The organism is Enterobacter sp. TCD1-1 (assembly GCF_020567405.1).
Lineage (GTDB): Bacteria > Pseudomonadota > Gammaproteobacteria > Enterobacterales > Enterobacteriaceae > Enterobacter > Enterobacter quasiroggenkampii.
The window spans coordinates 26,988-51,786 of record NZ_JAJCXF010000004.1 but is presented as its reverse complement, the minus strand read 5'-3'; the positions used below and the strand labels follow the sequence as shown (position 1 = coordinate 51,786).

Here is a 24,799-nt window from a genome sequence, read left to right as displayed (position 1 = left end):
GCCAGGAGAGGAGCGCCAGTTAGTATCGAGCGTGTAGTGCGCATCAACCTCGCTGCGGGCCTTCATATAGGTGAAAATATCCGCACCGCGGAAGGCGTAGATGGCCTGTTTCGGATCGCCGATTAACAGCAGCGCGGTGTCGGGCTGCTGGCGCCAGATACGGCGGAAAATGCGGTACTGCTGAGGGTCGGTGTCCTGAAATTCGTCTATCATCGCCACCGGGAAGCGGGTGCGAATCGCGGCGGCAAGCGCTTCACCATTTTCACTGCACAGCGCCGCATCCAGGCGGCTCAGCATATCGTCGAAACCCAGTTCACCCCGGCGGCGTTTCTCGCGCGCCACGGCTTCACGAATTTCGGTCATGGCACGGGTGATCATCAGATCGTTGAGCGTGAGGGGCTCCGCCAGCAGGGTTTCAATCGCCACAAACAGCGGATGCTCAGGCACAATGCCATCGGCTTTGGTCCGCTCAGCCAGGAAACGTTGGGAGAATTTCTCCAGCGCATCCGGGAGCTGATAGCCCCGCGTCTCTTCCTGCGCCCAGGCGCTGACCTTGTCGATCCATTTTGCCTGATTGCCGCGGTTGAACTTGCGACGGTCAATCCCGGAATTTTCGATAATGGCGTCAATCTCGCCGACTGACTCCATCCATTTTTGCTTGATATCCGCAATTTTCGCGATGATTTTTTCATGCCGTGAGGCCAGGGTTTCATCTGCCGGCGGTGGGGATTTAATGACCGGCGCTTCCCCCTGCAGATAACGATCGATCGCGCGCAGCAGCGCTTCCGGGCCTTTCCATAACGCATGTACCGCTTCGGCGATATCACGCTGTAAGGGGTAGCAGTGGCGACGCCAGAAATCCGCGCAGGCCTGATAGCGAAGCACGGATTCATCTTCAATGAGCTGCTGTTCGAACAGCATACCGGACTCGAACGCATTCAGGCTCAGCATGCGCTGGCAAAAACCGTGAATGGTAAAGACGGACGCTTCATCCATCTGCCGTTCAGCGAGCAGCAGCCACTGGGCGGCCTGTTGCTTATCGGCAATCTCTTCCAGAAGGCTCGCGTAGAGGGGGTTATCCGTGCTCTGACGCAGACAGGCAATGCGCAGCTCGTGGATATTGGTACGAATACGGCCCCGCAGCTCCGCGGTAGCGGCCTCGGTGAAGGTGACCACCAGCAGCTCTTCCACGCTCAAAGGACGTGGGAAAGCAGCGTTGCCGCCAAGCCCTAACAGCAGGCGCAGATAGAGGGCGGCGATGGTGAAGGTTTTTCCCGTTCCCGCTGAGGCTTCAATCAATCGTTCACCCAGCAGAGGTAAACGTAAGGGATCAAGGGACTCAGCGGTATCGGTCATTCTTTCTTACTCCAGGGCATAGATTGCTGCAGCGCGCTGACGCTCTTCCAGACTTTCCAGCCTTTCGGGTTTACGTACTCCGTTTTCCCGTTCTGGCTACCGGAAACCTGAGACAGGATGGTTATTCCCTGCGGCTTAATGACCGCCTGATGGAAGAAGTCGGCAACCTTCTGCGGCGTCAGCTGTTTTATCTCGGCCACTACTTTATCACGCGAATCAAATTTCAGATTACCGCGATCGAAATCTTTGCTCAGCTGCGAGGCTTCTTCACCCAGCGTCTGCGGCGGCTGCATCACCTGCGCGATGACGGCCTGCTGGATCTGGGCAAACTCTTCCGGCTTCATGGCGCGCAGTTTTGCTTCAACCTGCGGGAAGAAGGCCTGGTAACGCTGCCAGAGATACGCCGGTTGTTTATCGCTGCTTTGCAGCAGGAAACCCAGCCCCCACTGACGACCGACGTTCATGGAGAAGGCAAACACCGCGTAGCCAAGCTGCTCCTCTGTGCGTAACTGGTTATAGAACCACGGCTGAATAATCTGTCCCAGCACGGCGCTCTGCGCTGAACTGGCGAATTCATCATAGCCCGTTGGCACAAAGACCGCGGCCAGCGCGGAATCCGTGCTGTTGCCCGCCTTTTCAAAAATCACATTCTGTTTTTTCTCAACCAGCACGTCCTGGTTGCGGCACCACTCGTCGCCTTTAGAGCCGAGCTGGGTGCGAACATTCTCCGCCAGGGTTTTGGCCTGCTCCTCACTCATATTGCCGACGATCAGGAACTCCGGACGCGTGTTGCTTTTCAGCGCATCGCGGTACGCGAGCACGTCTTTTAAGGAGATGGAAGGCAGCAGCGCGCGGCGATCCTCACGCTGGAAATAAGGAACCTGTGACAGCATTTGCGCCGGCATAAGCGCCAGATCGTAAGCCTTGCCCTTCTCGGCAGAATCCATCATCTGGGCATACCAGGATTTAGCCTGCTCAAGCTGCTCTTCCGTCGGCGTGTAGCTGAAGTAGCCCTCCAGCAGGGCCTGGAACAGCTGAGGCAAGCGCTGGGTATAGCCGTTTGCATTAAGCATCAAACCGTTATTGGCGTTGGTGGAGAAGCTGATCCCGCCCACGGCGGCCTGGTTGCTGAGCTGATCGAGCGCGATACCGGCGAGATAGTCATTGAGCGCGAACATCACCTGATTTTTGGCGCTGTTCATGGCTTTCGGGTTACGCAGCACCACGCTGACATCGGCTTTAGGCTCACTGGCGAAATAGCGGCTTGGGGTATACACGACGCGCAGCGTTGGCTCATCAATGATGAGTTCCGGGTGCGGGTAATCTTTCGTTGTTTTGATCAGCGAGAAGTCATCCGGAATATAGGGGTTCAGCTCCGGCAGCTTCAACGCAATCTCCCCGGCCTTTTTCTGCCAGTCGGCGAAGGTCTGAGCGCTGATTTTATCCACCTGATAAGGGGCATCGACAAAATACGCCGTCTTGTTATGCGGTTCGTTCGGGCTGATGTACCAGATGCGGGCATTCTCCGGCGTCATCATCGCCAGGCGAGCTTTTACCGCCCCGGCATCGTACCGGTCGGCAATATTCACCGCGTCGAGAGTATGTTCCACCGGCACGCGGATCATGGTATCCGCAAGCCACTCCACATAGTCCATGTCGCGGGTGATGGACGGGTAGCGGAAATCGAGATCCAGCACGTGCGCGAGTTCATCAAAATAGCGCTTATCGACGCCTTTTTCGCGCAGTAAAGCGAGGTAGCTAAAGATAGCCGCCACGACTTCATCACGGTTGGCCTGTCCCTTGTCAGTCAGGGTCGCGGAGATCGCCAGCACGCCGCTATTGCCGTTCACAACCGGATCGGAGTCGGCGCGAATGCCTTCCGCCAGCCCCTGCTTTTGCAGCCAGTCAGACAGCGTACCCGGGCTACGATTACCGATCAGGTAGGTGACCAGCTCATCGGTTTTACTGCGAAACTGCGCCGTATTGTTATCAATGCGGAATTCCACGCGCAGCACTTTACGCGGCATGGCAGGAACGTAGTGGATCACGATGCCTTTTTGCGCGTCAGTGACCACCGGAACGGTGATTTGCGGCAGGTCGATATTTTTATTCGGCACCCGGCCAAAGGTTTTGGCCGCCATGGCTGCCAGCTCCGGCAACGGTTTATTGCTGTAGATGACCGCCTTCATCAGGTTGGCGGAGTAGTATTTATCGCGAAACGCGTGCAAGGCATCCAGCACCGGGCTGTTCGGTTTGTCGCTCAAGGTTTCCAGGTTACCGCCGGAGAAGCGCGAACCCGGGTGCGCAGGGTTGATGGTTTCAGCACTGACCTGCGCCATGCGCATACCGTCTCGCGTGCGGGCCATGGTCAACTCGGCATTCACCGCGTTGCGTTCACGCTCAGCGTATTTTTTATCCAGCAACGGCGCGGCGATGGAATCAGCGAGGCGATCGACCGCCCCTTCCAGCGCATCATTTTCGACTTCTAGATAAAAGGCGGTGCGGTACGGCGCCGTACTGGCATTGTGGCTGCCGCCATGCATCTTCAGAAATTCGGACAGGCTATCTGGCTGCGGGTATTTTTTTGACCCCATCAGCGTCATATGTTCCAGATAGTGTGCAAGCCCAGGATGAGCGTCAGGATCTTCCAGCGACCCAACCGGCACCACTAATGCCGACAGGGATTTCACCGCCTGCGGGTCGGAAACCAGCAGCACGGTCATCCCGTTATCAAGGCGAATAGCCTGATATTGACGGGTATCCTTTTCGCTCTTACGGATAGTTTCCTGAACGGGTTGCCAACCGGAGTCTGCGTGAGTGACGGGCGCCCAAAGGGCAATAAACAAAACAAACGCTTTAAACAAGGTGCTGCCTGGCATTACGACCTCTTTATCACGGCTACATCATTAACAAACTGCGTGCTGGACACGCCAACATCTCATTCTTTGGGTACATCAGTCCGTGATAAGAAATGCATCATAAATGAACACCCTTATCTGCGCAATTTTTATACAGCACTCAGGACTGATTAAATTTAAACAACGGCAGCAGGTAGCGCTGCGCCTCTTCCATGATAGCCTCCAGGTATTCTGGCTCGAGCGTTCGCCACAAACGCTGATACCAGACATCATCCCCTTCGCCCCGCACCATCATGTTTCCTTCGTAGGCCTGCATAAATTTGCTGCGTGCTTTCTGCAGCGAAGCCTCATCCGTTAACATCGCATCATTCTGCGCGTCATAACAGGCTTTTATCCAGGCGCCGCCACTTTCCGGCAGTAACAGGAGCGGTTTGTTCATTCCCTGGCGGTAGCCCTCAATGTACAAAGAGAGATACCCTAACGCCTGCTCGGCTTCCATCGGCGGGAAGCGCCACTCGCCCTCTTTGCGCACGAAAATCCGGCTTTCGCCTTTATACCCACCCGCACTGTAGACAAGATGTTCGAGCCAGAGTTGCAAACCCTGGGAAACGCTGAGCATAGAGGGCCGCCAGCGCAGCAGCCCATCCGGCTGAACCTGGGTTAACCAGCCCGTGAGCTGTACCCCGTTGCAGTTGAGATCGATTTCAATACTTTTCCCTGGCTGTCGGCACGCTCGTACGCGCTCTGCCAGGGCGGTCATCTCCTGACACTGCGCCTCCCAGACGATCTCCCCAAACGCTCCGTAGGGCAGCTGACCTGCAGCACGGTAGCGGCGGTAAAGTTTGTCGGCATCTTCCTCTTCAACCAGCGCGTTCAGCAGCTGCAGATTTAACTGATAGCGCTCCAGACCTTCCAGCGTAAACGGCTCTGCCTCAGGAATTTCGCTCTCTTCAGAGCGGAAGTTGACCTGCAGTCGTTGCTGGAAAAAGGCGCGCACCGGATGCGCCCAAAACCGCTGAAGCTGCTCGAAGGTCAGAGTGTCGATAGGGCGCGGGTCAAGTTCCTGAATGAAATCGGTATGCGCATTCCCCTCCTTTTTCGCCGCCGGCAACCACTCAAGGGCGTAGCTCTGGCGCTCGCTGGCAATATAGTTCACCGGGTCAAACGGCATGCGGCTGTGGAAACAGGTGATATGGGCTTTCACCCTCTGCTCGCTCTCATCACAGTTGCGCTCCTCATCTCCCGGCAGGTAGTGGCTCTGGCCGATATAGTCCACCAACTCCTGCACCAGTACGGAGGGGAAACGCTCGCTGTTGTCCTGAATGGAACGACCGATATAGCTGATATAGAGCTTACTCTGCGCGGAAATGAGCGCTTCCAGGAAGAGGTAGCGGTCATCATCACGGCGGCTACGATCGCCCCGTTTTGGGTTTGCGCTCATCAAGTCGAACCCCAGCGGCGGCAGCGCGCGCGGATACACACCGTCGTTCATGCCAAGCAGGCAGACCACCCTGAACGGGATAGAACGCATGGGCATCAGGGTGCAGATATTGACAGGACCCGCCAGGAAACGCTGGCTGATTCGCTCCTGGTCAAGCCGCTGCGTCAGCTCATCCCGCAATAGCGACAGCGGGATGGCCTCGTGGTAGTAGGAATTCACGCCTTCGTCGATGATAGCCTGCCACTGGGTTTCAATGAGCGCCATCGCCGCTTCGGTGTCATTGTCCGGCAGGAAGAAATCATTGAGTAGCGCCCTGCAGACAGGGAGCCATTCTTCAAGTGGACGCGGCTGCAACAGCGCATATCGCCAGCGGTTAAGCTGCATTAATAGCGATGCTAAATGCCCCACCAGTTCAGCAATTAACCCGCTGGACTCATCGTAAGGCAGCACCTCATTCCACTCGCCCTGGCTGCTTTCCATGGCATAGCCCAACAGCATACGCGTCAGGCCAAATCGCCAGGTGTGCTGCCCGGTAGGGGGAAGCTCGAATTCCTGAACGTTATCGTCATCGATCCCCCAGCGTACGCCAGACTCGTTAACCCACTGACGAAGGTAACGCAGCCCCTCTTCATTGATGTTGAAGCGTGCAGCCAGCACGGGAACATCCAGCAACGCCAGGACATCTTCGGAGATAAACCGGCTATCCGGCAGTGACAGGAGAGTGATAAACGCCTGCAATACCGGATGCGACTGGCGGGCACGACGGTCAGATATCGCGTAAGGCAGGTATCGCTCGCCCGTCGCGCTGCCAAAGACGGCCTGAATAAAGGGACTGTAGCTGTCGATATCCGCCACCATCACCACGATATCGCGTGGCGTCAGGTCGGGATCTTCCTGCAGCATCGCCAGCAGCTGGTCGTGAAGCACTTCGACCTCACGCTGCGGGCTGTGACAAACGTGGATCGTGATACTGCGATCGTCAGGATCCAGTTTTCGCTTATTGTCGCTGCGTTCGAACTCGTTCGCCGTCACGCCCATGACAGCACGGTTTTCCAGATCCAGAATATCTAACTGGATATTATGCAGCAGGCTGTCCGGGGCGATCTCAACAAAGGCATCCACGTCACCTTCACCTGAGGAAGTGATGTCTGAAAGCATGTGAATGTAATCACGCCCCAGCTTCCCCCATGAGGCAAGCAGCGGATTGGGCAGGTTCTGAATACCGTCTTCATCGAAAAGCTGCCCGGCCGTCGAGCCGTCTTTAAACAGCGGGATGGATCGTTCTTCAAAAAGGCGTTTTCGTTGGCGGGCCACCAGCCGCGCCAGCCAGCGTTCGTCGAGGATATCCCCCCAGTACTGTCGGCAAGGATTGGTAAACAAAATATGGATATCAATATGTTTACCCAGCGCATTTAACGCTTTCAGATAGACAGGGGGTAATGCGGATATTCCGCAGATAAATACGCGTGACGGCAGTCGGGCCGGGCGCTCCGACGCATTTTCAAGTATCGAGATAAACCGATCGTAGAGATTGGCACGGTGCCACTTAGGCTGGCCCAGTTTCTCCGTATGCTCTACCAGCGCTTTCCACAGCGGGGCCTGCCATATTTGCGCCTCCGGCAGGCCTTCAACCAACTCGCCCGCTTCCCAACGAATTAACCAGTCAGAGCGATAAACAAGGTATTGGTCGTAGAGATCGGCGGTGCGCGACGCCAGCTGGAACAGCTTGCGCTTGTCGGTATCGTCATTGAGGTAGTGACGCAGCATGGCAAATTCATCGTGCTGCAGCATTTCCGGTAGCAGCGCCATCAGCTTCCAGCTCATGGCCTGCTTGTTGAACGCGCTCTGCTCCGGGATATCCGGCAACACGCGGACAAACATCTCCCAGATAAAGCTCGCAGGCAGCGGAAAATCAATATTCGCGGCAATGCCAAACTTGCGGGAAAGCGACATTTGCAGCCACTGTGCCATACCGGTGCTCTGCACCAGCACCATTTCAGGCTCAAAAGGATCGTCAAGCCGCTCGCGCTCAACGATAAACTCCATCAGTGCTTCCAGCACATCCAGACGATTTGAGTGGTAGACCCTTAACATAGACGCTCCCGACTACTGGCTAACCGGGCAATGCAGACGCGTTAACTCACCGCGCCGCCCCAGAGGAGAAATAAGTGTAACCGTGATGCTGACACATCCTGCGAGCGTTGTCTGCCCCCGACGGGCCTGCCAGCCTGCAGGAAGAACATTTGTTGAGAGCTGAGACTGGTTCCAGGCATGGTGCCAGAGCTGGCGATACTGATTAAATGCGGTGAACCGCGCCGCCAGTGCCCGGTGATACCCCGACAGTGCGGTCACGACCGCCAGCAGCAGCATCATCGCCAGCAGGACCTCAACCATGCTAAACCCTTTTTCTCTGCTCACGGCAGCTGACATAACGCGCTCTCCTTAAGGGGACAAAAATCGCTCCAGCCGTGAGGCGAAAAGCGCACGTTCCCGTCGACGATCTCTCCTGCACGCCAGAGCAGCAGGTCGTTGCCGCTGGCTATCAGTAGTACACGCGCCTCACTCAGTTGACGCAAACACACTCGCCATGTCGATGTCGTTTTGCACTGGATTTGTGGCGCTGACGCCCAGCGCTGAACACGTCCCCACTCAAGCGCGGACTGCGCCGTCGCCTGCTGCTGAAGCGAGCGGCTCTCACCGCCAACGAGCGCACTGAACGTTGTGACCTGCTGGTTTAGCCCCGTCAGGATCAGGGTACCGAGCACCAGTAAAAGCAGAACCAGCGCCAGCGAAGACATCCCGCGTTGACGGCTCACAGGTTATACCCCGTGACCGTATACAACGCCTGCCAGGGTTCCCCTTTATCGCCTTTACGTCTCGCGGCCAGTTCGATATTTACCTCTGGCGCAAAACCGGCATGTTCCACTTTCCTCACGACAAAATGTGCGATCGCAAGCCTGTCCGGGTCCGTGAGCTTTTCCCACCCTTTTCCTTCACACGACGCCGTGCCACGCAGGGTTTCCAGCGCCCCCGATTCCAGACGAAAACCGGTGCTATCATTTTCTGATGTGCTGCTATCCCAGCGACCGTTACTGTTGGCATCCCACCGCACAATGATGCAGCTCCCCTGCCTGCCGATCGCCAGCGCCTGTCCCTGGCAATTTCCCGCGCAGTACCCCGCACGCTGAAGCTGTTTGCCGAGGGCGAACAGGTGTTGCCAGACCTCTTCTTCCAGCTCTCGCTGGCCGGATTGCAGTAATACGGCCCGCTGTAGCCCGGGTAAAAAACGCGATGCGCTTATCAGCAAAAGGCTGCTCATCGCCGTGGCAATCAACACTTCTGTCAGTGAGAAACCGCGCTGCCTCATCAACATGAACCTCCCTCAGAGACCTGACACATCCTGATGCGTCCTCCATTTGAGACCATAATCAACCATTCTCCAGCACGGCTTTGAACGCGTATCCGCCCCGCCCATGCCGTATCCCGTAATCCGTAGAACCCGAGGGACGGCGTGACCTCGCCGATCGTGACCTCAGGCCAGAGTGGAATCAGCACAAAGGGACTGTCCTTTTCACAGCCTTGCACGGCAGAGCTCGCCAGACAGTCCCGGTCCCCCGTCCGCTGACGGGTAATTTGATGGTCGCGGTTGTGGCGGTTGGCATGGTTGCGCAGAAACAGAAGGTAATCTCGCACCTGGCTGGCGGTTTGCCACAACCGCTGTTGCCGTTGCCAGCTGTCCCAGCCGTACAGGCCCGAGGCGCTAAGGATGACGACAAGCGAAACGGCGACCAGCGTTTCGATAAGCGTAAAACCGTTCTCTTTTTTCATACCGGGAGTGTGGCGAAGCGCCGTGGACATGACGAGTATCGGATCCTCGTTTTACGAGACGTCATCCGGAGAAGTGGGAGAGTTGCAGCGCGTTGCAGGCTTTCTGGATAACGCTTCGGGAAACGGGAGAAAGGCGAAAAAAAACCGGCGCTAAACAGCACCGGTTGTGTCAGGCTTTATCGCATCAGATCGCGACGGGCGCTTTGATGCCCGGGTGCGGGTCGTAGCCCTCAATCTCGAAATCATCAAAGCGGTAGTCGAAGATTGATGCCGGTTTGCGTTTGATAATCAGCTTCGGCAGCGCACGCGGTTCGCGGGTCAGCTGGAGATGCGTCTGTTCCATATGGTTGCTGTAGATATGGGTATCCCCACCGGTCCAGACGAAATCGCCCACTTCCAGGTCGCACTGCTGCGCCATCATGTGAACTAACAGCGCATAGCTGGCAATGTTAAACGGCAGGCCGAGGAACACGTCACAGGAGCGCTGATAGAGCTGGCAGGAGAGCTTTCCATCCGCCACATAGAACTGGAAGAACGCGTGGCACGGTGCCAGCGCCATTTTATCCAGCTCGCCGACGTTCCAGGCGGAAACGATGATGCGGCGCGAGTCCGGATCGTTTTTCAGCTGGTTCATCACGGTGGTGATCTGGTCAATATGGCGGCCATCAGGCGTGGGCCATGCGCGCCACTGCTTGCCGTATACCGGGCCCAGATTGCCGTTTTCATCTGCCCATTCGTCCCAGATTGAGACGTTATTGTCGTGCAGATACGCAACGTTGGTATCGCCTTGCAGGAACCAGAGCAGTTCATGAATGATCGAGCGCAGATGGCAGCGCTTTGTCGTCACCAGCGGGAAGCCTTCCTGCAGATTGAAGCGCATCTGGTGGCCAAAAATGGAGAGCGTACCGGTGCCGGTGCGGTCGTTTTTCGGCGTGCCCTCATCGAGCACTTTTTTCATCAGTTCAAGATACTGTTTCATGGTTCCTCAGGAAATCTGTTGCTGTGGACGACGACGATACGCCCAAATCATCATAATGGCACCCGCGACAATCATCGGAATGGAGAGGATCTGCCCCATGCTGATGTACTGTACCCACTCGCCGGTAAACTGTGCGTCCGGCTGGCGGAAGAACTCGACGATAATACGGAATGCACCGTAGCCGATCAGGAACAGGCCGGAGACAGCCCCCATCGGGCGCGGTTTGCGGATAAACAGGTTGAGGATGATAAACAGCACCACGCCTTCCAGCGCCAGCTCGTACAGCTGAGACATATGGCGCGGCAGCACGCCGTAGGTATCGAAAATGGACTGCCACTCAGGATGCGACGGCAGCAGCGCCATGTCTTCCGCGCGCGAGCCCGGGAATAGCATGGTAAAGGAAACGCTCGGGTCGACGCGGCCCCACAGCTCACCGTTGATGAAGTTGCCCAGACGGCCCGCCCCGAGACCAAACGGGATCAGCGGCGCGATGAAATCGGACACCTGGAAGAAGTTGCGTTTGGTGCGTTTGGCAAAAATCACCATCACCAGGATCACCCCAATCAGGCCGCCGTGGAAGGACATGCCGCCGTCCCAGACGCGGAACAGATAGAGCGGATCGTTCAGGAATACCGGGAAGTTATAGAACAATACGTACCCAATACGGCCACCGAGGAACACGCCGAGGAAGCCCGCATACAGCAGGTTTTCAACTTCGTTTTTAGTCCAGCCGCTGCCAGGACGGCTGGCGCGACGACCCGCGAGCCACATGGCAAAAATGAAGCCCACCAGGTACATCAGACCGTACCAGTGAAGCGAAACAGGTCCTACTGAGAAAATGACCGGATCAAACTCCGGAAAATGCAGATAACCACTGTTCATCTGTCACCACAAGATGTTGTTATTCCGCTGAAAGTGGACAGCGGTAGAAATGCGATTCTGCCGTAAGCAGAGGCTCCAAAGTTGCGAATCATAGCACAAGGCGGGCCCGGAGGATGCGCCAGAGATGTAAAAGATGTGTATAGGGTTTTATGTACGCTGGTGCCCTCACCTCGCCCCTCTCCCTGTGGGAGAGGGAGAAAGGCTTTAGCGGCCGCCGCGGATCAGACCGCCCATACCGCGTCGTTCCATAAACGCCGCGACCTGATGACGGACCTCCGCTGCCAGCTGCGCCTCAAGGCTGCGTTCTGCCAGCTCGCGGGCATCATCGATGTCGATATGCCGCAACAGGTATTTCACGCGAGCAACAGCGCGACCGTTCATCGACAGATGGCGGTATCCCAGACCAATCAGGATCGCAACGCACATGGAATCCCCGGCCATTTCACCGCACAGGCGTAAATCAATGCCGTACTGCTCCGCTTCTCGGGCAATCATCGCTAAGGCGCGAATAATCGCCGGATGCAGGCTATCGTAGATACTGGCGACGCGGGTATTGTTACGGTCGACGGCCAGAATATATTGCGTCAGGTCATTGGTGCCGACAGAGATAAAATCAACGCGGTTTGCCAGCTGCGGCAGCATAAAGACCATGGAGGGCACTTCAAGCATGACCCCAATCCGCGGTTTCGGGATCGCATAGCCGATCATCTCTTCCACTTCACGGCCAGCACGTTCGATCAGCCGCCGGGACTCGTCGATCTCATCAATGCTGGTGACCATCGGCAGTAAGATGCTGAGATTGCCCGTCGCCGCGTTGGCGCGCAGCATCGCGCGCACCTGGATCAGGAAGATCTCCGGCTGATCGAGCGTAATGCGGATCCCACGCCAGCCCAGGCACGGGTTTTCTTCGCTGATCGGCATATAGGGCAGCTGTTTATCCGCCCCGACGTCCAGGGTTCGCAGGGTGACAGGTTTGTCGTTAAACATCTGCAGCATGCCCTGATACTGCGCCACCTGCTCCTCTTCAGAGGGGAAACCGCTCTGCAGCATGAACGGGATTTCAGTACGGTACAGGCCAATCCCGTCGATGCGGCTGCCAAGCTTTTCTTCGTGCTCGGGGCTTAAACCGGCATTGAGCATGACTTTGATCCGCTCACCGCTCTTAAGCTGGGCGGGCAGGTTAACCTCATCTTCCGCCAGCTTGCTTAATTCATTCTCTTCGCTGATAAGACGCTGGTATTCCTGGAGCAGAACCGGCTCAGGATCGACCAGCAGCTCACCGCGATAGCCGTCGACCACCAGCGTACGTCGGTGCAGCACCGACGGCTGAATGTCCGCCCCCATAACGGTAGGGATGCCCAGCGCGCGCACCATAATAGCGGCGTGTGAGTTGGCGGCACCATCGCGCACCACCACACCGGCCAGCCTGTCCTGCGGCAGTTCAGCCAGCGTCGTTGCTGAGAGTTCATCGGCGACCAGAACAAACCGTTTTGGCCAGGCATTCGGGCCCTGAATGGTGTCATCAAGATGGAACAGCAGGCGCTGCCCCAGAGCGCGCAGATCCCCTGCCCGCTCTTTCAGGTAACCGTCGGTCAGTGCCGCAAACTGGTCGGCAAATTTTTCGATGACCTTCTTAACCGCCCACTCTGCGACCGAGCCTTTATCCACTTCCGCAAAAAGCTCACGACGCAGGCGCGCATCGGAGAGCAGGTGCGAATAGAGGTCGAAGATGGCCGCCGTCTCTTTTTGCGCGCCTGCGGCAAAACGCTTGCTGTAACGACGAAATTCATTCGCCGCCTCTTCCAGCGCGGCGGTGAGACGCTCGCGCTCCAGCGCTTCATCAAGCGTTGAGGCTTCGTAAACCTGCTCCATTAACGGCAGCGTGGCGTCCATCCAGCCTTCAGCAATCGCCACACCTGGCGATGCCGGAAGGGCACGAATGCGCGTATGGCGATACTGACCAAAGAGCGCGGCAAGCTGAGACTGAGAGAGGATCGCCGCCATCTGCGTGGCCAGCGTGACGAGGAAAGACTCCTCGCTTTCGTCGTACTGACGTAGCTCGCGCTGCTGGACAACCAGCACGCCGAGCAACTGGCGACGCTGGATAATCGGCACGCCAAGGAAAGCGCGGAAGCGCTCTTCTTTTACGGAGGGGATGTATTTAAAGCTGGGGTGTTTTTGCGCGTCAGCAAGGTTAATGGGTTCAGCCAGTCGCCCAACCAGCCCCACGATACCTTCATCAAATGCGAGCGTAACGGTGCGTCCACGTGGTTTTTTCAAACCACGGGTCGCCATCAGGTAATAGCAGCGCCGATCGTGGTCGGCCAGATACACCGAACAGACCTCGGTCTCCATCGCAAGACAGATGTCGGTGACCAGAATATTCAACGCCTCGTTCAGACGCGGCGCGCTGGCCACCTTCTCGACTATTTCTCGCAAGCGGGTGAGCATGATTTGCGTAGCTTAACCTCTTTTACGTCGCCAGGCAGGTGCGCTCTGCGGCTTAGGCGGGATCTCCTGAAGCTGCATCACTACACTTGCAAACTCTTTCATCACCCTACGGTAAACATCGCGCTTAAATGACACGACCTGACGAACAGGATACCAATAGCTCACCCAGCGCCAGCCATCAAACTCCGGCGTACTGCTGGTTTGCATATTGATGTCTGAATCGTTGCCCACCAACTGCAACAGAAACCACTTCTGTTTCTGGCCGATACAAACCGGCTTTGTGTCCCAACGCACCAAACGTTTCGGTAACTTGTAACGCAACCAGTTGCGGGTCGAAGCCAGGATGCGAACATCTTTTCGGCTCAAACCGACCTCTTCAAAAAGCTCCCGGTACATCGCTTGTTCTGGGGACTCTCCCGGATTGATCCCGCCTTGCGGGAACTGCCAGGAGTGTTGACCATATCGACGGGCCCACATCACCTGGCCCTGACGATTACAAATTACTATTCCTACGTTCGGGCGGTAGCCATCGTCATCAATCACCGGACTACCCCAAACTAAACCTTATATATGAATGATTGTTTCACACTACAGGGAGGCGGTAAACCACTCTCTTACAGGCCTGCAACCTAATAACAATTGAATAACTCACAAATAAGTGCTGAGTTATAAACAGATGAGCGACAGTGAAGGGAATTTTATTCACCTTTTCTGTGGATATAGTTGTGAAGAAGTGTCTGATTACCGATGAACAACCTCAACGACCGCCGCACACCCTCTTTTGCTCGCATTCATTAACATGATTATATTCATAGAGTTAGATGCATTTACGTAAACAAAAAACTGAATAGCGTGACGATCGTCACACCAGGGATCGTCGTGCTGATGAAAGATCGAACAGCGTCGGTTTTATCCACAGATTGTGCCAATAAGTTAGTCACAATTTGTGTGAAAATTCGATTTTCATCGCACGTCAAGGCTGTAAATGGAAACAGTAGTCAGGGTTATGCCCAGTTATCCCATTTTTCTGTGGATAACATGGTGTAAGATCCTGTTCATTGTCAGTGACCAGATTTGAACAACCGCTTTTTCCACCCAGGCGAAACGATTTCAGACCGATAAAAAAACCTATAAATCATAGAGATGTCATATTGGTACAGAAAAAGTTAAACTCTATCCACAGGAGACAAATTCTTCGTTTATTTTTTAATCAAAAGGTTACCGTCATGCATCCGCTTACACCCTTGGGCTCACCACCGTCCAGCGAGAGCCAGTTGCTACTGCAGGCACAGCGTCTGGCCGGTTTTTCGCTTGGCGAGCTGGCAGCAATGGCCGGGCTGCCGATCCCGAAGGATCTGAAACGAGATAAAGGCTGGATCGGCATGCTGCTGGAGCTATGGCTGGGTGCAAGCGCAGGGAGCAAACCTGAGCAAGATTTTGCAGCCCTTGGCGTGGAGCTAAAAACCATTCCTGTAGACCGCCAGGGCAAGCCGCTTGAGACCACCTTTGTCTGCGTTGCGCCATTAACCGGCAATACCGGCGTAACGTGGGAAACCAGCCACGTTCGTCACAAGCTGAAGCGCGTATTGTGGGTACCGGTTGAGGGTGAACGTCAGATTCCCCTGGCCGACCGTCGCGTTGGCGCGCCGCTGCTCTGGAGCCCGGACGAGAATGAAGAGCATCAGCTGCGTCTGGACTGGGAGGAGCTGATGGACATGATTGTTCTTGGGCAGGTTGAGCGCATCACCGCCCGACACGGAGAGGTATTACAGCTGCGCCCAAAAGCAGCCAACAGTAAAGCCCTTACCGAGGCAATCGGCGCGCAAGGTGAGCCGATACTGACGTTGCCGCGCGGTTTTTATCTCAAAAAGAATTTCACCGGCGCATTACTCGCACGTCATTTCCTGTTGAAAACATAGTTTTTTACTTATTTTGAGAGCTCTCAAACATAATCGACTGCTTTTTAAGATTTTACCGCTTCCTCAAGTCGCCATATCGGGTTAATACTAGATTATGATTTGATACAAGCCAGATGAGGACGATAACGATGAAAAAATGGGCAGTATTAGTGTCAGCAGTCGGTTTAGCGTTTGCCGTATCGGGCTGTAGCAGCGATTACGTCATGGCGACAAAAGATGGTCGAATGATCCTGACCGACGGTAAACCCGAAGTCGACGATGATACCGGTCTGGTCAGCTACCGCGACCAGGAAGGCAATAAAATGCAGATCAATCGCGACGAAGTATCGCAAATTATCGAGCGATAATCAGAGAGAGGTCAGTCGCTTGCTGGCCTTTTTGATTTTTTTCTTCCCCTTTTGCTTCCCCTCTGCCATGTTTATATTCCTTTGTCGGGTACGCCCTGACGCGGTTTATATGTCTACTGAGGAAGCCGGCTATGCATTATCACCGTATCCCCCACAGCGCACTGGAAATTAGCCAACTGGGGTTGGGCACGATGACATTTGGTGAACAAAACAGCGAAGCCGATGCCCATGCACAACTCGATTATGCCGTCAGCCAGGGCATTAACCTGATTGATGTCGCAGAGATGTACCCTGTTCCGCCACGTCCTGAGACGCAGGGACTTACCGAAACCTACGTCGGTAACTGGCTGGCAAAACGCGGCAACCGTGAAAAGCTGGTGATTGCCTCCAAAGTCAGCGGCCCCGCGCGCAACAACGATACCGGGATCCGCCCGAACCAGATCCTCGATCGCAAAAATATCCGCGCCGCGCTGGACGCCAGCCTCAAGCGCCTGCAAACCGACTATCTCGACCTGTACCAGGTACACTGGCCGCAGCGGCCAACCAACTGCTTTGGCAAGCTCGGGTACAGCTGGAATGAGAGCGCCCCCGCGGTGACGCTGCTGGAAACGCTGGAAGCGCTGACCGAATGCCAGCGTGCGGGAAAAATCCGCTACATTGGCGTGTCTAACGAAACGGCCTTTGGGGTCATGCGCTATCTGCACCTGGCGGATAAGCACGATCTGCCGCGTATCGTGACTATTCAGAACCCGTACAGCCTGCTTAACCGCAGCTATGAAGTGGGTCTGGCCGAAGTGACGCAGTATGAAGAAGTGGAACTGCTTGCTTACTCCTGTCTCGGCTTCGGCACCCTGACGGGGAAATACCTGAACGGCGCGAAACCGGCCGGGGCGCGTAACACCCTCTTTAGCCGCTTTACCCGCTACAGCGGCGAGCAGACGCAGAAAGCCGTTGCCGCTTATGTGGATATCGCGAAGCGTCACGGTCTTGACCCTGCGCAGATGGCGCTGGCCTTCGTGCGTCGTCAGCCGTTTGTTGCCAGTACCTTGCTGGGCGCAACCACGATGGAACAGCTGAAAACCAATATTGAGAGTTTCCACCTGAACCTGAGTGAAGAGGTGTTAGCGGAGATTGAAGCAGTGCATCAGGTTTATACTTATCCTGCACCATAGCCTGACGCTTTTGCCCGGTGGCGCGACGCTTACCGGGCCTACAGGTGCTCAAACCCAGGCGGGGTAAGGCGAAGCCGTCACCCGGCCAGATATCAACGGCGACGTTGCCACATCCACAAACCAGCAATCGCAATCGCAAACAGCCCGCCAAACCCGACGCCAATCCCCACCACCGGCACACCCACTTTTACCGCCAGCGAGTAAAGCCCCAGCATTAACAGCATCGCCAGGTTTTCACCCAGGTTTTGTACCGCAATGGCATTGCCTGCCCCGACGGTCTGCTTGCCCCGCTCCTGCAGTAACGCATTCAGCGGCACCACGAAGAAGCCCCCCAGAATACCAATCAGGATGAGGAGGGCATACGCGGGCAATAACGCATGCTGCAGCGAGAAGATAAGCACCACGACGCCAATCAGGATCCCTGCGGGCATGCAGCGTGCGACCGTCTCCAGCGTGACCAGCTTCGCCGCCGCGCCCGCCCCAACCACAATGCCGATGGCCACCATCGCATTAAGATAGGTTGGCGTCGCATTATCAGTAATGCCCAGCGCCACCGGCACCCACAGGACCAGCAGGAAGCGCAGCGTGACGCCCGCGCCCCAGAACATGCTGGTCCCCATCAGGGAGAAACGCGTTTCACCGTTACGCCACAGCACGCGGCAGGCGGTAAAGAAACTGCCGGTCATCGGTTTAAATCGCCAGGATTGACCCGGGCGAGCCGCAGGCAGCTTCGGAATAAACAGGTTCGCCACGACCGCCCCGCCATACACCACCGCACACACGCCCAGTGCCGCCAGCACATGCCAGTCGGCCAGCACGCCGCCCGCAACGGAGCCAATCAGGATAGCGGCAATAGTAGATGACTCCATCAGACCATTGGCTTTCACCAGCTTATCCCCGGTGGTCAGCTCGCCGAGAATGCCGTACTTCGCCGGGGAGTAGGCGGCGGCGCCAATGCCCACCAGCGTGTAGCCAATAAACGGATTGAAGCCAAAGCAAATGCTGGCGGCACCCAGCAGCTTGAGGCCGTTGGCAAACATCATCACCCGGCCTTTCGGGAAACTGTCCGCCACCTGCCCCACAAACGGGGCAAAGATAATGTAAGCGCCCACAAACACCATCTGCAGGATCGGCTGACTCCAGTCGGGGTAAAACTCGGCTTTCAGCAGCGCCAGCGTGGCAAACAGCAGCGCGTTATCGCCGAACGCAGAGAGAAACTGCGCGGCAATGACGGCCATCATGCCTTTCGACCTGAGTGAAGTGTTAGTGTGTACTGACTCACGCATTTTGCTGTTCCGCCTCTTCAACCATGCCTTTCAGGGTCACGAAATCTGGCTTCCCGCTGCCCAGTACCGGGAGCTGTTTCAGGTAGCGAATATCGCGCGGCACGGCCAGTTCAGGAATACCGTGTTCACGCGCATAGCTCAGTAACCTGTCGCGCTTAAGCTCACCGTCGGTCGTAAACAGCACCAGCGCCTCGCCTTTGCTGGCATCGCTCTTCACCACCGTGGCGTGCATCTTCTCGGCGGACACGGCCGTCGCCAGTTGCTCCACCATTTCCAGAGAGACCATTTCGCCGGCAATTTTGGCGAAGCGTTTCGCGCGTCCCTGAATCTGTACAAAGCCCTGCTCATCGAAACGGACGATATCCCCGGTGTCGTACCAGCCGGTTTCAATCTCGCCGTTGACGTTTTCCGCCGTCGGCGCTTCCAGCACGCCCGGATTTTCCACGCGCAGATACCCGTTCATCACGTTTGGCCCTTTCAGCTGCAGGCGGCCCCCGTCCTCAATGCCCGGCACCGCCAGCAGACGCGCGTCCATCCCCGGCAGAATTCGGCCAACCGTGCCCGGTTTCGCCGCCATCGGCACGTTAATCGAGACCACGGGCGCACACTCGGTAACGCCATAGCCTTCGAGAATGCGCAGGCCAAACTTGTCCTGCCAGATCTGGCGCGTGCTCTCCTGCAGTTTTTCCGCGCCAGCCACCACATACCGAACGCGATAAAAATCATACGGATTGGCGAAGCGCGCATAGTTCCCCAGGAAGGTTGAGGTTCCGAACAGAACGGTACAGTTACGGTCATACACCAACTCCGGCACAATGCGGTAATGCAGCGGGCTCGGGTAGAGGAACACTTCTGCGCCGGTCAGGAGCGGCGTGAACAGCCCCACCGTCAGGCCAAAGGAGTGGAACAGCGGCAGCGCCGACATAAAGCGGTCGTTCGCGGTAAAGTCGGCGATGCTTTTAATCTGCTCAACGTTCGTCAGAATGCTCTTGTGGCTATGGACGACGCCTTTCGGGTTGCCCTCCGATCCCGACGTGAAGAGGATAATCGCGTCATCTTCCGGCTGCTGTTTGACCTGCGCCAGACGCGGCACCAGCAGATGCGCAAAAATCCACAGCTTGTCGCCGGTGGTCACGTCCGCTTTCAGATCCTCCAGGAAGACCCAGCGCACCTGGGTGAGCTGCTCGGGAAGGTGCCAGAGTTTGCCTTTGTCCAGAAACTGACGGGAGGTAAAGACGGTATTAATCTGAGCGGCAGTAATGGCGCTGGTCAGCCCCTTCACGCCCGCCGTGTAGTTCATCATCGCCGGGATCCGGCCCCGGGAAACCGCGCCGAAAATCACCGCCGCGCTGATGCCCGCGTTAGGCAGCATCAGGCCAATCTTTTCGCCCTTTTTGCTGTACTTCTCCAGAATACGGCCCACAAACAGGGTCTTGGTCAGCAGTTTGCGATAGGTATCCGGGGTAAAGTTGATGTCTTCGATGCAGTTTTTCTTCGCGCCATAGCGGTACTGCGCGGAAAGCAGGGATTCGTACAGCGTTTCGCGCGGGCGCACGGCCATACGCGCTTCCATCATAATCTGATGCAGCATTTCCCCGGCGATTTTACGGCGATCGCGGGCACGCGGCGCGTCGGGCATCGGTAACGACGTTGGCGGCAGGATATGCAGTGTGATTTTGGGGAACAGACGCTGCTTCACCAGCCCCTTGAGACGGCTGAAATGGGTCAGCTCCGCGCCTTCAATACGCAGCGGCACCACGGTCGCTTTTGACTTCGCCGCGACAAACCCCGCGCCGTCGTAGATTTTCATCAGCGAACCGGTCACGGAGATACGCCCTTCCGGGAAAATGACCACCGGGCGCCCCTGCTCAACCAGGCGTACCAGATGTTTAATCATCATCGGTTTTGTCGGGTCGAGCGGGACAAAATCAATCAACGGCGTGAGCCAGCGCATGTACCACTGCTGGCTGATGGAGGTATACACCGCAAACACCGGGCGCACGGGCAAAAACAGCGCCAGCAGAATGCCGTCTATAAAGGAAACATGGTTTGGTGTGATGAGAACGCGTTCGCCGCGAAGCGCCCGGGCATCGCCGGTGATGCGGATGCGAAACAGAATACGGAAAAGCGTACGGAAGAACCCAAATAGCATCTCAACTCCCTTTGCAAGCCAGTGTGGAGGGTCGATAGTAAATGGTGGCAGATTACACGAGAAGTGCTAAGGGAGCGACAGCAAAAGTGGAGGCGAAAAAAAACCTGCGCATCCGCGCAGGTTGGTGCAAGAGATGAGTACGAAACCGTACTAAGAATTCTCACCAATCAATACCTCTGGGATCTCAACTGTATCAACCTCTTTAACACCCTTGCTATCGGACAATCGCAACAGCCTGAGGCAAAGTGTAACTAAAGGTTCAGATTCACATTCTTCAGACATGACTGGGCGTGTAACGATTACACCGCCAGGGGTGTGCTGCGTCACGTTTGTGGAGCGCGAAAATCCGCACCCCTTGAATGCACGCCGCTTTTCCGCAACACTATTTGGTGTGTAAACGCTTACCCCCAATAAGAAGGTAATGAATGGCGACAATAAAGGATGTGGCCCGTCTGGCAGGCGTGTCGGTGGCAACCGTCTCGCGCGTAATTAATGATTCACCAAAAGCCAGTGACGCATCACGTCAGGCGGTACAAAGCGCCATGGAATCCCTGAATTATCATCCCAATGCCAATGCCCGCGCGCTCGCCCAGCAGTCTACAGAAACCATCGGGCTGGTGGTGGGGGATGTTTCCGATCCCTTTTTCGGCGCCATGGTGAAAGCGGTTGAACAGGTGTCTTATCAGACAGGCAATTTTTTGCTGATCGGCAATGGCTATCATAACGAACAAAAGGAACGCCAGGCCATTGAACAGCTGATCCGCCACCGCTGTGCGGCGCTGGTGGTTCACGCCAAAATGATCCCGGATGCCGAACTGATTCATCTGATGAAGCAGATGCCGGGCATGGTGATTATCAACCGTATCATTCCCGGTTTTGAGAAACGCTGCGTGGCGCTCGACGACCGCTACGGCGCATGGCTTGCCACGCGGCACCTGATTCAGCAGGGCCATACCCGAATTGGCTATCTCTGTTCCAATCACCCCATTTCCGATGCGGAGGATCGCCTGCAGGGCTACTACGACGCCCTGCGTGAAAACGGGCTGCCGTGTAATGACCGTCTGGTGGCCTACGGCGAACCGGATGAGAGCGGCGGTGAACAGGCCATGACCGAGCTGCTGGGTCGCGGACGGAATTTCACGGCGGTTGCCAGCTATAACGACTCCATGGCCGCAGGGGCGATGGGGGTGTTGAATGACAACGGGATTGAGGTACCGGCGGAAATTTCGCTGATTGGCTTCGACGACGTGCTGGTCTCCCGCTACGTTCGCCCGCGGCTGACCACCGTGCGCTACCCAATCATCACCATGGCAACGCAGGCCGCCGAGCTGGCACTCGCGCTGGCTGAACAGCGTCAGCCGCCGGAAATAACGCATCTGTTTAGCCCGACGCTGGTCCGTCGTCACTCCGTTGCGTCGCCTGCAGAAGCGCAGAGCGAATAACGGTAGAGGTGAACCCGCGTGTTGGGGTATTCCAGCCCATCACCGATATACTGCCAGCCGTAACGTTCGTAGAAGTCGCGGCAGGCAGACCAGAGATGGAGTTCCTCATACCCGGACTGCGCGGCGTAAGCGATAACATGCCGCTGAAGTTCTCCCGCCAGCCCCTTGCCTCGCGCCGCGTCGTCAACGTACAGCGCCGCCAGCCACGGACAGAGATCCTGTCGGGTGATCAAATCGCAGCGCCAGAGCCCCACCGTACCAAGAAGCTTTTCGTCCTCAACGGCAATAAACGTCAGCGGTAATGCCCCCGGCGTCTGGCTGTGCTCAACAATACTGTGGAAAAATTCCCGGGGAAGCCCTTCGCCAAAGGCCTGCCAGATCCAGTCGGTAACCTGCTCAGCATACTGCGGTGCATCGTAAAGCGGGAGGATAACTGTCTTTTTCACGTTTCACCTGCGTATTCTCATTAATGGGCTGGCCTGACGTCTCCAGCTCGATTGGCGATTATTTTACCAGAGTCAGACTATTTAGTTTGACTTCAGGCAGGCCTGACGAATCGTTACCAAAAAGCGTGATCGTGGCGGAATTTTTGCGCTTCCCGCATCGCTTATACGGCGTAAGCTCTGTGTTAAACTGCAGATCATTACGTGGAAGCAGGAATGTAGAATGGCAACAATGCTGGATGTCTCACTGCGCGCGGGCGTGTCGAAGGCCACGGTATCGCGCGTGCTGAACGGCACGGGTCAGGTTAAAGAGAGTACGCGTCAGCAGGTGTTTGCTGCGATGGAAGAGCTGGGCTATCGGCCGAACTTTCTCGCACGCTCGCTGGCTAACCAGACCAGCAACAGCATTGGTCTGGTCGTCTCGACCTTCGACGGCTTTTACTTTGGCCGCCTTCTCCAGCAGGCGTCGCGGCAGACTGAAACCCACGGGAAACAGCTGATCGTCACCGACGGTCACGACGCGCCGGAACAGGAAGAACAGGCGGTGCAGATGCTGGCCGATCGCCAGTGCGATGCCATCGTGCTTTATACGCGCTATATGAGCGAAAAAGCGATCATCAAACTGATGAACACCGTAAAAACACCGCTGGTGGTCATTAACCGTGAAGTGAGCCCGGCGCCGGATCGCTGCGTGTTCTTCGAACAGCAGGATGCCGCATTTAAGGCTGTGGATTATCTGATCGAACAGGGGCATCGGGAGATCGCCTGTATCACCGTCCCGATCCATACCCCAACCGGGAAAGCGAGGCTGATGGGCTATCGCAAGGCGCTGGAAAAGCACGGCATCCGTCTGGACGAGCGTCGGATAAAGTACGGCGATGCGGGAATGACCGGGGGATATGAGCTTTGCAAGGAATTGATTGCCGACGGTGTATCGTTTAGCGCCCTGTTTGCCTGTAACGACGACATGGCGCTGGGCGCGTCCAAAGCGTTGCACCAGGCGGGGCTTAAAATCCCGCAGGATATTTCACTGTTCGGCTTTGACGATGCCCCTAGCGCGAAATGGCTGGAGCCTGCGCTCTCATCGGTTTATCTGCCCATCGACAATATGATTGTCACCGCCATCGATCAGGCGATCCGGCTGGCAAGAAACCAGCCGGTCGATGCCATCCCGCCGTTTACCGGCACGCTGGTCTTACGCGATTCGGTCACCACCGGGCCCTACTTTACTCAGATGAGTTCTAAAGCCAGCAGTTCCTGAATGGTCTGGCGACGGCGGATCAGCCGCGCCTTGCCGTTATCAAACAGCACTTCCGGCAGCAGCGGGCGGCTATTGTAGTTAGATGACATAGACGCCCCGTACGCGCCGGTGTCGTGCAGCACAAGGTAATCCCCCGGCTTGACCTCTGGCAGCGAGCGGGTCTCCACTTTGCCGCCTTCCTGCTGGGTAAACACGTCACCCGATTCGCACAGTGGCCCCGCAACGACCGTCTCAACGCGCGGCGCCTGCGTTAAATCGCGGCCGTCGGCAGCCAGGGCGGTAATGTGGTGATAGCTACCGTACATGGACGGACGCATCAGGTCGTTAAAGCCCGCGTCAATCAGTACGAAGTGGCGAGACCCCATCTCCTTCACGCTGCGCACCTGCGAAACCAGCACACCGGCTTCTGCCACCAGGAAACGGCCCGGCTCAATTTCCAGTTTTACCGCGTGGCCAAGATGCGCGGCGATTTGATCGCGCGCGGCGCTCCACAGACCGTAATAGTGATCGGTATCGATCGCCTCTTCCCCTTCGCGATAAGGAATGGAGAGACCACCGCCCGCAGAGATCGCCTCCAGATCCTGACCGAAGTCGACAACCTGACGCACCATCGCGCCGCACACCTGCTCCAGGTGGCCGTAATCCACCCCTGAGCCAATGTGCATATGAATGCCCACCAGCTTCAGGCTGTAGCGTTGTAATACCTCCAGCGCGGCAGGCATATCGGCATACCAGATCCCGTGCTTGCTGTTTTCGCCGCCGGTATTGGTTTTTTGGCTGTGACCATGACCAAAGCCCGGGTTCACGCGCAGCCAGACGCGATGGCCGGGAGAAACCTGACCCAACTGCTCCAGCATATCCACAGAACCGGCATTCACCGGGATCTGCAGCTCGTGAACGCGCGCCAGCGTCGCATCGTCGATCACATCGGCGGTAAAGACGATCGCGTCGCTGTCGGCTTTCGGATCGTATCCGGCCGCCA

Annotated in this window: 20 protein-coding genes; 5 read left to right on the top strand and 15 right to left on the bottom strand. The window is 56.5% G+C overall.

The features are described 5' to 3' along the window. The 11 genes from LJA86_RS16690 to rppH form a co-directional block, all read right to left on the bottom strand. Nucleotides 1-1,356, bottom strand: a 1,356-nt coding sequence (locus tag LJA86_RS16690) for a UvrD-helicase domain-containing protein (RefSeq protein ID WP_229226451.1), incomplete at its 3' end; no start/stop codon positions are given. Then, nucleotides 1,353-4,235, bottom strand: a complete 2,883-nt coding sequence (gene ptrA, locus LJA86_RS16685; protein ID WP_196352718.1) for a pitrilysin — start codon at nt 4,233-4,235, stop codon at nt 1,353-1,355. The genes ptrA and LJA86_RS16690, both read right to left, overlap by 4 nt. A gap of 139 nt (nt 4,236-4,374) precedes the next feature. After that, nucleotides 4,375-7,749, bottom strand: coding sequence for an exodeoxyribonuclease V subunit gamma (gene recC / locus LJA86_RS16680; protein ID WP_229226450.1), 3,375 nt, complete (start codon nt 7,747-7,749; stop codon nt 4,375-4,377). Nucleotides 7,750-7,761: 12 nt separating this feature from the next. After that, nucleotides 7,762-8,085, bottom strand: coding sequence for a prepilin-type N-terminal cleavage/methylation domain-containing protein (locus tag LJA86_RS16675; RefSeq protein ID WP_229226449.1), 324 nt, complete (start codon nt 8,083-8,085; stop codon nt 7,762-7,764). Next, the gene (locus LJA86_RS16670; RefSeq protein WP_229226448.1) at nt 8,070-8,471 is read right to left on the bottom strand and encodes a DUF2509 family protein; all 402 of its coding nucleotides are present in this window, start codon (nt 8,469-8,471) and stop codon (nt 8,070-8,072) included. The genes LJA86_RS16675 and LJA86_RS16670 overlap by 16 nt, the downstream gene beginning before the upstream one ends. Next, nucleotides 8,468-9,028, bottom strand: coding sequence for a prepilin peptidase-dependent protein (locus LJA86_RS16665; RefSeq protein WP_229226447.1), 561 nt, complete (start codon nt 9,026-9,028; stop codon nt 8,468-8,470). The genes LJA86_RS16670 and LJA86_RS16665 overlap by 4 nt, the downstream gene beginning before the upstream one ends. Then, nucleotides 9,022-9,483, bottom strand: coding sequence for a prepilin peptidase-dependent protein (locus LJA86_RS16660; RefSeq protein ID WP_045910148.1), 462 nt, complete (start codon nt 9,481-9,483; stop codon nt 9,022-9,024). Before LJA86_RS16660 ends, LJA86_RS16665 begins: the two co-directional genes overlap by 7 nt. Nucleotides 9,484-9,667: 184 nt before the next feature. Then, complete coding sequence (thyA, locus tag LJA86_RS16655; protein WP_229226446.1) at nt 9,668-10,462, bottom strand: thymidylate synthase; 795 nt, start codon at nt 10,460-10,462, stop codon at nt 9,668-9,670. Between the two features lie 6 nt (nt 10,463-10,468). After that, nucleotides 10,469-11,344, bottom strand: coding sequence for a prolipoprotein diacylglyceryl transferase (lgt, locus tag LJA86_RS16650; RefSeq protein ID WP_048224706.1), 876 nt, complete (start codon nt 11,342-11,344; stop codon nt 10,469-10,471). Between the two features lie 204 nt (nt 11,345-11,548). Then, entirely contained in the window at nt 11,549-13,795 is a 2,247-nt protein-coding gene (gene ptsP / locus LJA86_RS16645) for a phosphoenolpyruvate--protein phosphotransferase (protein ID WP_069720004.1), read from the bottom strand. Between the two features lie 12 nt (nt 13,796-13,807). Further along, on the bottom strand, nt 13,808-14,338 hold the full coding sequence (gene rppH, locus LJA86_RS16640) for an RNA pyrophosphohydrolase (protein WP_013098553.1): 531 nt from the start codon (nt 14,336-14,338) through the stop codon (nt 13,808-13,810). A 683-nt stretch (nt 14,339-15,021) separates the two neighbouring features. On the opposite strand from rppH, the gene mutH reads away from it, so the two are divergent. From mutH to LJA86_RS16625, 3 genes are all read left to right on the top strand, one after another. Continuing rightward, nucleotides 15,022-15,714, top strand: coding sequence for a DNA mismatch repair endonuclease MutH (mutH, locus tag LJA86_RS16635; protein WP_045909890.1), 693 nt, complete (start codon nt 15,022-15,024; stop codon nt 15,712-15,714). Nucleotides 15,715-15,842: 128 nt separating this feature from the next. Continuing rightward, nucleotides 15,843-16,061 (top strand): YgdI/YgdR family lipoprotein, encoded by a 219-nt coding sequence (locus LJA86_RS16630; protein ID WP_008499668.1) that lies wholly within the window; start codon nt 15,843-15,845, stop codon nt 16,059-16,061. A 131-nt stretch (nt 16,062-16,192) separates the two neighbouring features. Further along, a complete protein-coding gene (locus LJA86_RS16625; RefSeq protein WP_023309049.1) occupies nt 16,193-17,233 on the top strand; it encodes an NADP(H)-dependent aldo-keto reductase in 1,041 nt (346 codons plus the stop codon). Between the two features lie 92 nt (nt 17,234-17,325). Here LJA86_RS16625 and lplT read toward each other — a convergent pair whose 3' ends face one another. Next, nucleotides 17,326-18,519 (bottom strand): lysophospholipid transporter LplT, encoded by a 1,194-nt coding sequence (gene lplT, locus LJA86_RS16620; protein ID WP_111967511.1) that lies wholly within the window; start codon nt 18,517-18,519, stop codon nt 17,326-17,328. Then, a complete protein-coding gene (aas, locus tag LJA86_RS16615) occupies nt 18,512-20,671 on the bottom strand; it encodes a bifunctional acyl-ACP--phospholipid O-acyltransferase/long-chain-fatty-acid--ACP ligase (protein WP_229226445.1) in 2,160 nt (719 codons plus the stop codon). The genes lplT and aas overlap by 8 nt, the downstream gene beginning before the upstream one ends. A 425-nt stretch (nt 20,672-21,096) precedes the next feature. Here aas and galR point away from each other — a divergent pair, with 425 nt between their 5' ends. Next, the gene (galR, locus tag LJA86_RS16610) at nt 21,097-22,113 is read left to right on the top strand and encodes an HTH-type transcriptional regulator GalR (protein WP_021242019.1); all 1,017 of its coding nucleotides are present in this window, start codon (nt 21,097-21,099) and stop codon (nt 22,111-22,113) included. On the opposite strand, the gene LJA86_RS16605 is transcribed toward galR, so the two are convergent. Beyond that, nucleotides 22,074-22,559, bottom strand: a complete 486-nt coding sequence (locus LJA86_RS16605) for a GNAT family N-acetyltransferase (RefSeq protein ID WP_048224712.1) — start codon at nt 22,557-22,559, stop codon at nt 22,074-22,076. The genes galR and LJA86_RS16605 overlap by 40 nt on opposite strands. 220 nt (nt 22,560-22,779) lie before the next feature. Here LJA86_RS16605 and LJA86_RS16600 point away from each other — a divergent pair, with 220 nt between their 5' ends. Continuing rightward, on the top strand, nt 22,780-23,817 hold the full coding sequence (locus tag LJA86_RS16600) for a LacI family DNA-binding transcriptional regulator (protein ID WP_229226444.1): 1,038 nt from the start codon (nt 22,780-22,782) through the stop codon (nt 23,815-23,817). Here the strand turns inward: LJA86_RS16600 and lysA are convergent. Next, a partial coding sequence (gene lysA, locus LJA86_RS16595; protein ID WP_229226443.1) for a diaminopimelate decarboxylase occupies nt 23,787-24,799 on the bottom strand: 1,013 nt, incomplete at its 5' end. The genes LJA86_RS16600 and lysA overlap by 31 nt on opposite strands.

What these genes read in the sequence shown, in the direction of transcription:
- ptrA (WP_196352718.1), bottom strand. Translation starts at nt 4,235, where the DNA reads ATGCCAGGCAGCACCTTGTTTAAAGCGTTTGTTTTGTTTATTGCCCTT.
- recC (WP_229226450.1), bottom strand. Translation starts at nt 7,749, where the DNA reads ATGTTAAGGGTCTACCACTCAAATCGTCTGGATGTGCTGGAAGCACTG.
- LJA86_RS16675 (WP_229226449.1), bottom strand. Translation starts at nt 8,085, where the DNA reads ATGTCAGCTGCCGTGAGCAGAGAAAAAGGGTTTAGCATGGTTGAGGTC.
- LJA86_RS16665 (WP_229226447.1), bottom strand. Translation starts at nt 9,028, where the DNA reads ATGTTGATGAGGCAGCGCGGTTTCTCACTGACAGAAGTGTTGATTGCC.
- LJA86_RS16660 (WP_045910148.1), bottom strand. Translation starts at nt 9,483, where the DNA reads ATGAAAAAAGAGAACGGTTTTACGCTTATCGAAACGCTGGTCGCCGTT.
- thyA (WP_229226446.1), bottom strand. Translation starts at nt 10,462, where the DNA reads ATGAAACAGTATCTTGAACTGATGAAAAAAGTGCTCGATGAGGGCACG.
- lgt (WP_048224706.1), bottom strand. Translation starts at nt 11,344, where the DNA reads ATGAACAGTGGTTATCTGCATTTTCCGGAGTTTGATCCGGTCATTTTC.
- ptsP (WP_069720004.1), bottom strand. Translation starts at nt 13,795, where the DNA reads ATGCTCACCCGCTTGCGAGAAATAGTCGAGAAGGTGGCCAGCGCGCCG.
- mutH (WP_045909890.1), top strand. Translation starts at nt 15,022, where the DNA reads ATGCATCCGCTTACACCCTTGGGCTCACCACCGTCCAGCGAGAGCCAG.
- LJA86_RS16630 (WP_008499668.1), top strand. Translation starts at nt 15,843, where the DNA reads ATGAAAAAATGGGCAGTATTAGTGTCAGCAGTCGGTTTAGCGTTTGCC.
- LJA86_RS16625 (WP_023309049.1), top strand. Translation starts at nt 16,193, where the DNA reads ATGCATTATCACCGTATCCCCCACAGCGCACTGGAAATTAGCCAACTG.
- lplT (WP_111967511.1), bottom strand. Translation starts at nt 18,519, where the DNA reads ATGCGTGAGTCAGTACACACTAACACTTCACTCAGGTCGAAAGGCATG.
- aas (WP_229226445.1), bottom strand. Translation starts at nt 20,671, where the DNA reads ATGCTATTTGGGTTCTTCCGTACGCTTTTCCGTATTCTGTTTCGCATC.
- galR (WP_021242019.1), top strand. Translation starts at nt 21,097, where the DNA reads ATGGCGACAATAAAGGATGTGGCCCGTCTGGCAGGCGTGTCGGTGGCA.
- LJA86_RS16600 (WP_229226444.1), top strand. Translation starts at nt 22,780, where the DNA reads ATGGCAACAATGCTGGATGTCTCACTGCGCGCGGGCGTGTCGAAGGCC.